Origin of the sequence: Occultella gossypii (genome assembly GCF_019947135.1) — a bacterium.
In the GTDB taxonomy this organism is placed as follows: domain Bacteria; phylum Actinomycetota; class Actinomycetes; order Actinomycetales; family Beutenbergiaceae; genus Occultella; species Occultella gossypii.
The window spans coordinates 156,467-169,273 of the sequence record NZ_JAGSHT010000005.1; the positions used below are offsets into that span (position 1 = coordinate 156,467).

General features: G+C 71.9%; 13 protein-coding genes. 8 read left to right on the forward strand and 5 right to left on the reverse strand.

What is annotated here, in order from left to right:
• Positions 1 to 10: 10 nt before the first annotated feature.
• Both lpdA and KCQ71_RS05525 read right to left on the reverse strand, forming a co-directional pair.
• Positions 11 to 1,396, reverse strand: a complete 1,386-nt coding sequence (gene lpdA / locus KCQ71_RS05520; RefSeq protein ID WP_223403687.1) for a dihydrolipoyl dehydrogenase — start codon at positions 1,394 to 1,396, stop codon at positions 11 to 13.
• Between the two features lie 117 nt (positions 1,397 to 1,513).
• Positions 1,514 to 3,016 carry a leucyl aminopeptidase gene (locus KCQ71_RS05525; RefSeq protein WP_223403689.1) on the reverse strand — a complete coding sequence of 501 codons (1,503 nt, stop codon included), beginning with the start codon at positions 3,014 to 3,016 and terminating at the stop codon, positions 1,514 to 1,516.
• Between the two features lie 85 nt (positions 3,017 to 3,101).
• Between KCQ71_RS05525 and KCQ71_RS05530 the strand changes: the two genes are divergently transcribed.
• From KCQ71_RS05530 to KCQ71_RS05550, 5 genes are all read left to right on the forward strand, one after another.
• On the forward strand, positions 3,102 to 3,458 hold the full coding sequence (locus KCQ71_RS05530; protein ID WP_223403691.1) for a hypothetical protein: 357 nt from the start codon (positions 3,102 to 3,104) through the stop codon (positions 3,456 to 3,458).
• A complete protein-coding gene (locus KCQ71_RS05535; RefSeq protein WP_223403693.1) occupies positions 3,455 to 3,886 on the forward strand; it encodes a hypothetical protein in 432 nt (143 codons plus the stop codon). The genes KCQ71_RS05530 and KCQ71_RS05535 overlap by 4 nt, the downstream gene beginning before the upstream one ends.
• Before the next feature lie 195 nt (positions 3,887 to 4,081).
• On the forward strand, positions 4,082 to 5,107 hold the full coding sequence (locus KCQ71_RS05540) for a quinone-dependent dihydroorotate dehydrogenase (RefSeq protein WP_223403694.1): 1,026 nt from the start codon (positions 4,082 to 4,084) through the stop codon (positions 5,105 to 5,107).
• Positions 5,108 to 5,170: 63 nt separating this feature from the next.
• Entirely contained in the window at positions 5,171 to 6,124 is a 954-nt protein-coding gene (gene sigJ, locus KCQ71_RS05545; protein ID WP_223403696.1) for an RNA polymerase sigma factor SigJ, read from the forward strand.
• 81 nt (positions 6,125 to 6,205) lie between these two features.
• Positions 6,206 to 7,441: an NAD(P)/FAD-dependent oxidoreductase gene (locus tag KCQ71_RS05550; protein ID WP_223403698.1), complete on the forward strand. Its 1,236-nt coding sequence runs from the start codon at positions 6,206 to 6,208 to the stop codon at positions 7,439 to 7,441.
• Here KCQ71_RS05550 and KCQ71_RS05555 read toward each other — a convergent pair.
• From KCQ71_RS05555 to KCQ71_RS05565, 3 genes are read right to left on the reverse strand one after another with little or no spacing between them, the layout of a single operon-like run.
• Entirely contained in the window at positions 7,408 to 8,421 is a 1,014-nt protein-coding gene (locus tag KCQ71_RS05555; RefSeq protein ID WP_223403700.1) for an aldo/keto reductase family protein, read from the reverse strand. The two genes, KCQ71_RS05550 and KCQ71_RS05555, sit on opposite strands and share 34 nt — an antisense overlap.
• Before the next feature lie 20 nt (positions 8,422 to 8,441).
• Entirely contained in the window at positions 8,442 to 9,029 is a 588-nt protein-coding gene (locus KCQ71_RS05560) for a DUF3043 domain-containing protein (RefSeq protein ID WP_223403702.1), read from the reverse strand.
• A gap of 45 nt (positions 9,030 to 9,074) precedes the next feature.
• Positions 9,075 to 9,668: a DJ-1/PfpI family protein gene (locus tag KCQ71_RS05565; RefSeq protein ID WP_223403704.1), complete on the reverse strand. Its 594-nt coding sequence runs from the start codon at positions 9,666 to 9,668 to the stop codon at positions 9,075 to 9,077.
• A 65-nt stretch (positions 9,669 to 9,733) separates the two neighbouring features.
• On the opposite strand from KCQ71_RS05565, the gene KCQ71_RS05570 reads away from it, so the two are divergent.
• The 3 genes from KCQ71_RS05570 (at position 9,734) to KCQ71_RS27540 (ending at position 12,594) form a co-directional block, all read left to right on the forward strand.
• Positions 9,734 to 11,050 carry a glycerate kinase gene (locus KCQ71_RS05570; protein WP_223403706.1) on the forward strand — a complete coding sequence of 439 codons (1,317 nt, stop codon included), beginning with the start codon at positions 9,734 to 9,736 and terminating at the stop codon, positions 11,048 to 11,050.
• A 116-nt stretch (positions 11,051 to 11,166) separates the two neighbouring features.
• Positions 11,167 to 11,520 (forward strand): iron-sulfur cluster insertion protein ErpA, encoded by a 354-nt coding sequence (gene erpA, locus KCQ71_RS05575; RefSeq protein ID WP_223403708.1) that lies wholly within the window; start codon positions 11,167 to 11,169, stop codon positions 11,518 to 11,520.
• A 102-nt stretch (positions 11,521 to 11,622) separates the two neighbouring features.
• Positions 11,623 to 12,594 (forward strand): FKBP-type peptidyl-prolyl cis-trans isomerase, encoded by a 972-nt coding sequence (locus KCQ71_RS27540; RefSeq protein ID WP_308116607.1) that lies wholly within the window; start codon positions 11,623 to 11,625, stop codon positions 12,592 to 12,594.
• Positions 12,595 to 12,807: the final 213 nt, after the last annotated feature.

Genomic DNA, 12,807 nt, shown 5'->3' on the forward strand with positions numbered 1-12,807 from the left:
TCTTGGGTGGTCAGTTGTGGGAGTGCAAGGGCTTACCGGCCAGGGCCAACGCGGCCTCGCCCAGCGATTCGTTCTGTGTCGGGTGCGCGTGGATCAGCGAGGCGACATCTTCCGGGTACGCCTCCCAGTTCACGATGAGCTGGCCCTCGCCGATCTGCTCGCCCATCCGCGCGCCGAGCATGTGCACGCCGATGATGGGGCCGTCCTTCGCGCGGACCAGCTTCACGAAGCCGGTGGTCTTGAGGATCTGGCTGCGGCCGTTCCCGCCGAGGTTGTACTCGAGGACCTCGACGCCGTCCGCGCCGTGCTCCTCCTTGGCCTGCGCCTCGGTGAGCCCAACGGAGGCGACCTCCGGCTGGCAGTAGGTCACCCGAGGGATCCCGCTCTCGGTGATCGGCGCCGGGTCCAGCCCGGCGATCTGCTCGGCCACGAAGATGCCTTGCGCGAACCCGCGGTGCGCGAGCTGCAGCCCGGGGGTGATGTCCCCGACGGCGTAGATGTTGGCGACGCCGGTGTGCAGCTTGTCGTCGGTGAGGACGAAACCACGGTCGATCCGCAGCCCTTGCTCCTCGTACCCGAGGTTCGCCGTCGATGGCCCGCGGCCGACGGCCACGAGCAGGAGGTCCGCCTCATAGGTGGTGCCGTCCTCGAGGGTGACCTTCACGCCGTCGTCGGACCGCTCGACACCCGCGAACCGGACGCCGAGGGAGAACTTGATGCCGCGCTTCTTGAACGCACGCTCCAGGCCCTTGCTGAGCGCCTCGTCCTCTGCCGGGACCAGGTGGGGCAGCGCCTCGATGATCGTCACGTCCGCGCCGAAGGACTTCCAGACGCTCGCGAACTCGACGCCGATGACGCCGCCACCGAGCACGATCGCCGTCTTCGGAACCCAGTCCAGCGTCAGCGCCTCCTCGGAGGTGATGACGCGGCCACCGATCTCCAGCCCGGGCAGCGACTTCGCGTAGGAGCCGGTGGCGAGAACCACGTTGCGACCGGTGACCCGGCGCCCGTCCACCTCCACGGTGTCCGGGCCGACGAGGCGGCCGTATCCGTTGATCACCTCGATCTTGCGTGAGGAGACCAGGCCCTGCAGGCCCTTGTACAGGCGGGCCACCACGGAGTCGCGGTAGGAGTTCACGCCGTTGATGTCGATGCCCTCGAACGTCGAGTTGACGCCGAACTGCTCGCTCTCGCGGATCTCGTCGGCGAGCTCGCCGGCGTGCAGGAGCGCCTTCGTCGGGATGCAGCCGCGGTGCAGGCAGGTGCCCCCGACCTTGTCCGACTCGATCAGCGCAACCGACATGCCGAGCTCCGCGGCGCGCAGCGCGGCGGCATAGCCACCGCTGCCCGCACCCAGGATGACGACGTCGTAGGCCTCGCCTGGTGCTTGCGTCACGTGTGTCTCCTCGTCCACCGTGCCGGGGCTGCCATGCTTACCGGCTCCGTCCATCTTGGCACTGTCTTCCGCACTCACCCAACCGGGCCCACGACCGAGCCCGTGAGGTTGCTCACCTCAGGCCCCGGCCGCGTCCTCGAGGAGGCTCAGCAAGGTTCGCACGCCGACGCCGGTGCCGCCCTTGGGCACGTAGTGTCGCGGACCGCCCTCGTTGAACGACGGGCCCGCGATGTCCAGGTGCGCCCACGGCGTGCTCCCGGCGAACTCCTGGAGGAACAGCCCCGCCACGAGCATGCCGCCGTAGCGCTCGCCCATGTTCGCGAGGTCCGCCATCGGCGTCTTCATGGACGCGCGCAGCTCCTCCGGCAGCGGCATCGGCCAGAACTGCTCGCCGGACCGTTCGGCGGCACCGATGACCGCGCCGCGGACGTCGTCCGAGCCCATCACGGCGCTGACCTGGTTGCCGAGGGCGATCATCTGAGCGCCGGTCAGGGTCGCGATGTCGATGATCGCGTCCGGCTTCTCCTCGCCGGCCGCCACGATGGCGTCGGCGAGGACCAGACGGCCCTCGGCGTCGGTGTTCAGGACCTCGACGGTCTTGCCGCCGCGGATGGTGATCACGTCGGAGGGTCGCTGCGCCGTGCCCGACGGCATGTTCTCCGCCAGTGCGAGCCACCCGGTGACCTTGATCGGCAGGCCGAGCTCGGCGGCGGCGAGGACCGTGTTCAGCACGGCGGCGGCACCGGCCATGTCCGACTTCATCGTCTCCATGGACTTCGCGGGCTTGATGGACAGGCCGCCGGAGTCGAACGTGATGCCCTTGCCGACGAGCGCGTAGTGCTTCTTCACCCGTGCCGGGGCGTACGTGAGCTTGACCAGTCTCGGCGGCCGGACGGAGCCCTGCCCGACGCCGATCAGCCCGCCATAGCCACCCTCGCGCAGCGCGGCGTCATCGAGCACGGTGATCTTCACCTTGGTGCCCTTGACGGAGGCGCGTGCATGGTCGGCGAACGTCTGCGGGTACAGGTCGTTCGGGGCCGCATTGACCAGGTTCCGGGTGCCGTGCACCGCGGCGGCAAGCACCCGGGCGCGCACAACGGCGTCCTTCGCGGCGCGGGTGCGGGCCGTCGGTGTCACCAGGGTGATGGTCGCCACGGGGGCGACGGCGCCCGCACGGGTCCCGCGGTAGTCGCCGAACGTGTAGGCGCCGAGCAGGGCGCCCTCGGCGACGGCGGAGGTCTGGGCCGCGTCGTCGGCCGGCAGTACCAGGGCCACGGCGGTCGTGCCCGCGAGCTGGCGGGTGGCCGCGCCCGCGGCGCGGCGCAGGTTCTCGAGGGTGGGGGCGCCCTCGGACTTCTTGCCCGAGGCGACCGCCCCGAGACCGGTCAGGACCAGCAGTGACGCCTTGACGCCGTCGCCGGCCGGGATCTTCGTCACCTCGTCGACGGTGCCCTTCAGGCCGAGGACACCGATCGCGCTCTCCAGGGCGGCGCGGACCGGGCCGGGCAGGGCGTCGGCGCCGAGCAGGCGCGCACCCGTGCCGTCGGGGGTGATCCCGATCACGAGGGCGTCGGTGGCCAGGCGGGCAGGGTCGGAGGAACTCAGCGCTAGTTCGGTCACCCGCCCATCGTAGGAGGTCCCGCCGCCCGTGGGCGAAACGGCGCGGATGCGGATCGGTGACCGGGCGGGCATTACCCTGCACGATGTGCCTGTTGTGTCATGGTTCATCGTGGGTTGCTGCCTGGTGCTGGCGGGCTGGGCCCTGGTGCTTGCCCTGCGCAACACGTCGGTGACGTTCAACCAGCTCATCGGGGCCGGCGTGATCGAGGTCGCGCTGATCGCGCAGATGATCGTGGCCGGGGTCAGCCTCGGCGGCGGACACGAACTCGGCGACCCGGTCACCTTCTGGGGCTACCTGATCACGGCGCTGGTGATGATGCCGGTCGCCGCGGTGGTGGCGTTCGCCGAGCGCAGCCGGTGGAGTTCGGTGGTGCTGGCCGTGGCCGCGGCGGTCCTGATCGTGATGCAGATACGGGTGAACCAGGTATGGATGATGTCGTGACGGCCCCTGAGGACGTGGAGGACACCCGGCGCCCGGCGTACGGGGCCGGCCGGGTCCTCATCTTCGTCTACGGGATCTTCGCGCTCGCCGCGACGGCCCGGGCGACCGTGCAACTGATCCGGGACTCCTCCGAGGCGATGTTCGCGTACTCGCTGTCCGCGCTGTCCGCCGTCGTGTATGTGCTGGCGACCGTGGCGCTGGCGCACAACGGCCGCCGGATGCGCCGGGTCGGCTGGATCACCGTCTCGTTCGAGCTGGTCGGGGTGCTGACCGTCGGAACCCTGAGCGTGCTGCACCCCGAGTACTTCCCGCGGGACACCGTCTGGTCGAACTTCGGCCAGGGTTACGGCTACGTGCCGCTGGTGCTGCCGATCCTCGGGCTGTTCTGGATGTGGCGGTCCAGCCCGGCGCGGATCGCCGCCGGCTGACGGGTACTGCCTCGGCCTTCCTGCCCCACGGACCATCCACCACCCCCAAGCCCGCCCTTCGGTGCCGAGCGCGCGGTTCCCACGTTGGAAGCCTTCCGGGACCGTGGGCTTCCGCGCGCTCGACGGGGTGGGCCGGGGTGAGGGGGCCAGGGGGTGACGGGACTGAAGGTGGCGCGGGCTCGGTAGGGTGAGGGCGTGCCGAGCCCGTATCGCTTCGTCTTCGACAATCTGCTCACCAAGGTCGACCCGGAACGGGCGCACCACGGGGCCGCGACGCTGTTCCGGATCCTCGGACGTACCCCGGTGCTCCGGGACGCGGTCCGGGTCACGCTCGGGCGTGCGCCGGAGGCCGGAGCGCCGGAGCTGTTCGGCCGGCCGACCACCGGGCTGCTCGGGCTTGCCGCCGGTTTCGACAAGGATGCGACGATGGCGGCCGGGCTGGACGCCGTCGGGTTCGGGTTCGTGGAGATCGGTACCGTCACCGCCCACGCCCAGCCGGGCAACGACCGGCCGCGCCTGTTCCGGATCCCGGAGCGGAAGGCGCTGGTGAACCGGATGGGCTTCAACAACTCCGGGGCCGCGGCCGCCGCGACCCGGCTGCGCAAGCTTCGCAGGACCCCGCACGGGCGCCGGCTCGTGCTCGGGGCGAACATCGGCAAGTCCAAGATCACCCCGCCGGCCGCCGCGGTGGAGGACTACCGCACGTCCGCGCGCGCGCTGGCCCCGTACGTGGACTACATCGTCGTCAACGTGTCCTCCCCGAACACCCCGGGCCTGCGGGACCTGCAGCAGACCGAGGCGCTCCGGCCGATCCTGGTCGCCGTGCTGGAGACGGCCCGGGCCGCCGCGGCGCGTGAGCTGCCCGTCCTGGTCAAGATCGCGCCGGATCTTGCCGACGCCGACGTCGACGCGGTCGCGGACCTGGCCCGGGAGATCGGCCTGGCCGGCGTGGTCGCGGTGAACACCACGATCCAGCACGACCTCGGCGCCGGCGGCATGTCCGGCCCGCCGGTGCGCGAGCGCGGCATCGAGGTGGTGGCCCGGGTGCGGGCCCGGCTCGCCGAGGACCAGGTGATCATCGGCGTCGGCGGCATCTCCACGCCGGCGGACGCCCGTGCCTACCTGACCGCGGGGGCCAACGCCCTCCAGGCCTATACGGCGTTCATCTACGGCGGCGCCACCTGGCCGGGGACGATCAACCGGGCGCTCGGCCAGGGCTGAACACACCGCCCGACCGGAGACACGCACTCGTCGACGCAAGCTCCGCCGTCGTAGTCTCGAACCATGACCGCAGAACCGCTGCGCGCGGAAGAAGTTGACCTGTTCGAGGACTTCCGGGGCCGCCTGGAGGCGATCGCGTACCGGATGCTGGGATCGGCCACCGAGGCCGAGGACGCCGTCCAGGAGACGTTCCTGCGCTGGCAGGGCGCCGACCGCTCCGGGATCCGGGTACCGCGGGCCTGGCTGACCCGTGTGCTCACGAACCTGTGCCTGACGATGCTGACGTCCGCCCGGGCCCGACGCGAGGTGTACGTGGGGGAGTGGCTCCCGGAGCCGGTCCTCGACGGGGACCCGATGCTCGGCCCGGCCGAGACCGCGGAGCAGCGCGAATCGGTCTCGACGGCGATGCTCACCCTGCTCGAGCGGCTCACCCCGAACGAGCGTGCCGTGTACGTGCTCCGCGAGGCGTTCGGCTACCCGCACGCCGAGATCGGCGAGATCCTCGACATCTCCGAGGCGTCCAGCCAACAGGTGCTGCACCGTGCCAAGGCGCACCTGGACACCCCCAAGCCCCGCACTGCCGTCGACCGGGTCGCCGCGCGGGAGGTGGTCGAGGAGTTCCTGACCGCCGCTGCCAGTGGCCGCACCGAGCCGCTCGTGCGGCTGCTCACGGCAGACGTGCTGGGCGCGGGCGACGGCGGCGGGCGGATCCCGGCGCGGCGCAAGGCCTTCTCCGGTGCCGCTACGGTGGCGAAGTTCCTGCGCGGGCTGTTCCGAGGGACGGACGCGAAGTTCGCGATCTTCGGCGGCAAGCCCGAGTTCTACGCCGCAGTGGTCAACGGCAGCCCTGCGGCCATGGTGGTGGTGGACGGCCGGGTGGTGGGGGTGATGGTTCTCGAGCTGACCGACGACGGCGTCGACGCGGTGCTGAGCCAAGTGAACCCGGACAAGCTCGGCCGGGCGGCCCGGCGGTGGGCGCAGATCGAGCACGGGGAGCCCATCGACTTCGGTCTGTGAGCCACATCACAGCGGCACGTGTCAGGGATCACGGACACGCCCGGTTCAGGAGGGACAACCCTCGAAGGAGCTGAGTGACCCATGAAGCACCGCATCGTGATCCTCGGCGCCGGTTACGCCGGTGCCTCCGTGACCGGACGCCTGGCCCGCCGCCTGCACGCCGACGACGTCGAGATCACCCTGGTCAACGGTGAGAGCGACTTCGTCGAGCGGGTCCGGATGCACCAGTTGGCGACGGGTGCGGACCTGCGGCCGCTCCCGCTGCGCGCGGCGTACGCCGGCACCGGCGTGCGGGTGCGCGTGGGCCGGGTGGAATCCGTGGACGTCGAGGCCAGGACGGTCTCGTTCACCGAGGCCGACGGCGAGCACTCGCTCACCTACGACACGCTCGTGTACGCGCTCGGCAGCACCCAGAACGACGGCGGTGTGCCCGGCGCGTCCGAGCACGCCCACGAGATCGCGAGCCGGCCGGGCGCGCTGCGGCTGCGCGAGCGCCTCGCCGCGCTCGGACCAGGTGGCCGCGTGGTGGTGGTCGGGGGCGGGCTGACCGGGATCGAGGCCGTCACCGAGATCGCCGAGTCCCGGCCGGACCTGCAGGTGGCGCTGACCACGCGCGGCGAACTCGGCTACTGGCTCTCGCCCGCGGGCCGGCGGCACCTGCACCGGGTCGTCGACCGGCTCGGCATCACCGTGCACGAGGGCGCCGACGTGGCCAGCGTCGGCGAGGCCGGCGTGCTGACCACCGACGCCGCCACGATCGGCGCCGACATCACCGTCTGGACCGGCGGGTTCACCACCCACCCGATCGCTGCCGCGTCGGCACTGACCGTCACCGACCGCGGGCGGATCGTGGTGGACGACGCGATGCGCTCGGTCTCCCACCCGGACGTGTACGCCGTCGGCGACGCCGGGCAGGCCCGCGGACCCAAGGGCAACCTGCTGCGGATGTCCTGCGCGTCCGGCATCCCGATGGCGTGGCGGGCCGCGGACTCGATCGTGGCCGAGCTGACCGGGGCCGGCGCACTGCGGATCCCGCTGTCCTACGTGCAGCAGTGCATCAGCCTGGGTCGGCGCGACGGCCTGATCCAGATGGTCACCTCCGACGACCGGGCCCGGCCCCTCGCCCTGACCGGACGGTTCGCCGCCCGGTACAAGGAGATGATCTGCTGGGGCGCCGGGCTGGTCGGGCGGGGCGCACCGCTGCCCTACCCGGCGCGACGGCGCCGCCTGAGCCAGGTGACGCCGTCGACGGGGAGTTCGGCTCCCGGCGAGCCGGTTGCGGCTCAGACCAGCCGGGACTTCGGCGAGACGCTGTAGGTCTTCTCGGAGTCGCGGACCACGGTGTCGCCGAGGACGTCGTCGATCCGGGTGAGCACATCCTGGTCAAGGGTGACTCCGGAGGCTGCGACATTCTCTGCCACCTGCTCCGGCCGGGACGCACCGATCAGCGCCGCGGCGACGTTGTCGTTCTGCAGCACCCAGGCCACCGCGAGCTGGGCCATGGTCAGATTCAGGCCCTCGGCGATCGGGCGCAGGTCCTGCACCCGGCGGAGCAGTTCCTCGCGGCCGAGCATCCCGGAGATCATCTGCGCGCCGCCCTTGTCGTCGGCGGCCCGGGAGCCCTCCGGCGCGGGGGAGCCGGGCAGGTACTTGCCGGTCAGGATGCCCTGCGCCACCGGGGACCAGACGATCTGGGAGATGCCGAGCTCGGCGGAGGTGGGGACCACCTTCTCCTCGATCACCCGCCACACCATCGAGTACTGCGGCTGGGAGGAGATCAACTGGACGCCGAGGTCCTTCGCCAGCGCGTGCCCGGCGCGCAGCTGCTCCGCGGTCCACTCGCTGACGCCGATGTAGAGGGCCTTGCCGGAGCGCACCACGTCGGCGAACGCCTGCATGGTCTCCTCGAGCGGCGTCTCGTAGTCGTAGCGGTGCGCCTGGTACAGGTCCACGTAGTCGGTGCGCAGCCGGCGCAGGGAGCCGTTGATCGACTCCATGATGTGCTTGCGGGACAGGCCGGTGTCGTTCGGGCCCTTCGGGCCGGTCGGGAAGTAGACCTTCGTGAAGATCTCGAGGGACTCCCGGCGCTGCCCGGCGAGGGCGTCCCCGAGCACCTCCTCGGCCTTGAGGTTGGCGTAGGTGTCCGCCGTGTCGAACGTGGTGATGCCCGCGTCCAGGGCGGCGTTCACGCACGCCGTCGCGGCGTCGTTCTCCACCTGGGAACCGTGGGTGAGCCAGTTGCCGTAGGTGATCTCGCTGATCTTCAGACCGGAGTTGCCGAGGTATCGAAAGTGCATCCCACGATCTTAAGGGTGCCTCAGCGGGGGTACTCGCCGCGCTTGATCTGCGGCTTCGGCATGCGCGTGCGCCGCAGCTGGAAGGCCCGCATCACCGTGTACATGAGGGTCCGCTTGGCGCGCTCCTCGCCGAACTTCTCGCGGAGCTGGCGGCGCACCCGGAACGCGGCGATCAGGGCGTCGACCAGCGCGATGGCGACGATCGCGTACAGCGCGAGGATCGCGGTGACGCCGATCGCGGCCCAACTGGCGTTGAACGTGGAGATCAGCAGGATCACCACGATCGCGCCGGACAGCGGCAGGAACAGCTCGCCGAGGCTGAACCGGGCGTCGACGTAGTCACGCACGTACCGGCGCACCGGGCCGCGGTGCTGGAGGGGGAGGTCCTCCTCCTTGCCGGTGATCATCGCCTCGTTCATCCGGGCGCGCGCGGCGTTCATCTTCTCGCGCTCGGCACGGCGTGCGGCGCCACGGTCCGTCGGCACCAGGGGACGCTTGTTGGCGGCCTCAGCGACCTTTCGTTTGGGCGTGGGCCGTCCCTTACCGGATGGAGGCGCCTCTACCTCTTCAACGATGGGGGCTTCCTCGTCCTTCTTGCGTCCGAACACGAGGTCCAGCCTAGTCGAGCGGAACCGGTGCCACGGGCGCCGCCGTCACGGCCCGGGGTCGTAGGTGAGGGTGCCGCGTACCGCCGCCGCCATCGGTGCCCCCTCGAAGCGCTCGACGACGGCGAGGGCCAGGTCGATCGCGTGCACGCCACCCGTGCAGGTGAGCAGGTCGCCGTCGTCCAGGTTGGTCACCCCGACGTCCAGCAGCGCGCTCGGTTCGAGCCCGAGCAACAGTCGACGGCAGTCCGGGTGCACGGCCGCAGCCCGGCCCGCCAGCAGACCCGCGGCGGCCAGCGCCAGGCTCCCGCTGCCGACGCCGACCAGGAGGGCCGTGCCCGCCCGGGTCCGTCGCAGCCAGGCGAGGTGCTCACGGTCGCGGGTGAGGCGCCGCACGCCCGGCCCGCCGGGGTGGATCAGCACGTGCATGGTGCCGGCGTCGTCGACGTCCCCGGCCGGGACCAGGTGCAGGCCGGTCGAGGACCGCACCGGCAGCCCGTCGTGGGAGAACAGGATCACGTCCGGGCGGAGCGCGCTGCGCGCACTCCACGTGCTGAGCACCCGGTGCGGCCCGACCACGTCCAACTCGTCCACGCCGTCGAAGACCAGGATGCCCAACCGGATCGGTGAGGCCGTTGTCACAGGCCCGATGATCCCACCAACCGTGCCCGACGCCCAGCGGCATCGGTACCTGGGAGACTGGCCGGGTGCGCGTCGTGATCGCCCCCGACCATTTCGGTGGCCCGTTGAGTTCCCCGGTGGCCTCGGCCGCCCTCGCCCATGGCTGGACCGAGCGGGGGCACGAGGTGGTCGCGGTGCCGATGAGCGACGGCGGGGCCGGTCTCGTCGAGGCCGTGCATGCCGCCCGGGGCGGGAACATGGTCGCCCTCACCCTGCCCGGCGGGACCGGGGGCGCGGACCGGCCCGCGACCGTGCTGCACGTGCCCGGCCGCAGCGGCGGTACCGCCTACGCCGAGGCCTCCGTCGCGCTCGACGGCGTGGGCACCGCTGCGGACCCGCTCACCCTCGCGCGCAGCGGCTCGAGCGCCGCCGCCGCGGACCTGCTCGTGGGTGCGTTGGGCACGGGTGCGCGCCGCGTCGTGCTGGGCGTCGGTGCCGTCGCGGTGCACGACGGCGGAGCGGGCTTCCTGAGTCGGCTCACCGAGCTGCTGGGGGAGTCGGGGGCAGGCCCGGCGCCCGGCGCCGCGCCGGGACTGGCGGGTCTGCTCGCGACGCCTGGTGAGCCCGTGGGAGGAGCGGCCACCACCCCGGGCGCCGCCCTCGGGGCGCGGGTGCCCGCGCTGCGCCGCGCCCTGGCCGGCACCGAGATCATCGTCGCCGCCGCCACCGACATCCCGCTCCTCGGCCTGCACGGCGCCGGCGCCTCCCTGAGCGAGCGGCCCGGCATCGACGCGGTCGACGCCCAGGAGATCGAACGGGACGTGGCAACGTTCGCCGCCGACCTCGAGGAGGCCGCGGCCCGTGCCGCCGACGGTGCGGCCACTCCCGGCCCGGGCGGCTCCGGCGTCGGGAGCGACCTGCTCGCCGGTGCTCGTGAGCACGCCGGCCACCGGCACGTGGAGCGGCCTGCGCCGGCCCGCCGGGCGGCGTACTCCGGGGCCGGTGGCGGGCTCGCGTTCGCCCTGGCCCTGCTCGGGGCGCGGGTTCTCGCCGGCTCGGACGTGGTGGCGACCGAGGTCGGCCTCGACGACCGGGTCGCCGAGGCGGACCTCGTCGTCACCGGTACCGCCGTCCTGGATGGTGACGCCCTCCACGAAGGGGTACCGGCCGCCGTCGGGAACCGTGCCATGACGTACGGCCTGCCCGTGGTGGCGATCGCCCACGAAGTGCACGTGAACCGGCGCGAGCTCGCCCGGGTCGGCATCAGCGCCGCGTACCCCGTCCTCGACACGCCGCTGTCGCCGTCGGGCGGATCCGAGGCCGGTCGCGACGCCGGCGGGACCGACGCATGGTCCGCCCTACGGACCCGCGGGGACCGGGTGGCCCGCTCCTGGGGCAGGTGACGTACTCTGGTCTGGACGCCGTGAGCGGACGGGAACAACTTCGCCCGATCGGTGCGTTACCACTGAGGAGAATGCCGGCGACCGTGTCCGGCGGGCACACCACATCGGAGATGACGATGACCGACACCACCACCGAGACTCTCGAGCACGAGGTCGCCCTGACGGACCTCGCCGCCTCCAAGGTGAAGTCTCTGCTGTCCCAGGAGGACCGCGACGACCTGCGCCTGCGCGTGGCCGTGCAGCCCGGCGGCTGTTCCGGCCTGATCTACCAGCTGTACTTCGACGACCGCTACCTCGACGGCGACGCGGTCCGGAACTTCGAGGGCGTCGAGGTCATCGTCGACAAGATGAGCGTGCCCTACCTCTCCGGCGCCACCATCGACTTCGCGGACACGATCGAGAAGCAGGGCTTCACGATCGACAACCCGAACGCCGGCGGCTCCTGCGCATGCGGCGACTCGTTCCACTGAGCCGCCCCCGTAACTAACGGCTGCGCCCCTCGTCCGCAGCGGACGAGGGGCGCAGCCGTCTGCTGTCCCCGAACCGACCAGCTACGAATCGAGCCCACCCACGTGAGTCTGACCCGCCGTCGTCCCCTTCCGCTCCTGATCGCCGGTGCCACGGCGGCCGCCCTGCTCCTGGCCGGTTGCGCCGGCTCCGGCGACGATGACGGTGGTGACCCCACGCCGTCGGCATCGGAGAGCACCGGCGCCGAGGTCACCGAGGGCAGTGAGGGCATGCCGCAGGCCTCGGGGCAGTTCGGCGAGTCGCCGAACCTCACGTTCCCGGACAGCGCTCCGCCGGAGGGGCTGCAGGTCGAGGTCCTCTCCGAGGGCGACGGACCGGTGGTGGAGCCGAACGCGGTCGTGACCGCGAACTACTACGGCATCGTCTGGGGATCCGACGCCCAGTTCGACGACTCCTACAGCCGCGGCGCCCCGAGCATGTTCGGCCTCACCCAGGTGGTCAAGGGCTGGACCGACGGGATCCCCGGCCATGCCGTGGGCTCCAGGCTGCTGATCAGCATCCCGCCGGATCTGGGCTACGGGCCGCAGGGCGGGAACCCGGACGCCGGCATCGGCGCCGAGGACACCATCGTGTTCGTCATCGACGTGGTCGAGACGTACAACCCGGGCGACGCCGGCCAGGCCGACGCGGCGCCGACGCCGGAGGCGGCCGACGCCCCGGTCGTCATCGACGGCGCACTGGGGGAGCCGGTCACGTTCACGATCGCCGGGGGCGCGACGGAGCCGACCGAGCTGACCGTGATCGTCCTGGCCACCGGGACTGGTGAGCCCGTGGCGAGCCAGCAGAGCGTCGCCGTCGCGTACGCGTTCTCGTACTGGGACGGCAGCGGGACCGGCTCCAGCTGGGGCTGGGACGGCGCCGACCCGGAGGGCCCGTTCTCGGCGTTCGCCGGTCAGGGCACGATCGTGGACGCCACCCTGGACGTGCCGGTGGGCTCGCGGGTGCTGGTGCTGGCACCGGCGACCGAGCAGGCTCCGGCCAGCGCCGCCGTCATCGACGTGCTCGGCACCGCCTGACCGACCACCTCGACGCCACGCCCTCGGATCCGACCCGAGGCGTCCATCCGAGCGGGTCCTGACGCACGCACCGGTCCGTTGGGGATAAGGTGGGCGAGGCTGGTGAGAACTTCGTGACGGACACCCTGAAGGTGTCCAAATAACTAGTGATCACGCGGCCGAACTTGCAGATCGTTGTGACGTCGGAAGGCTTGAAGATCGTGTCATCGCCCT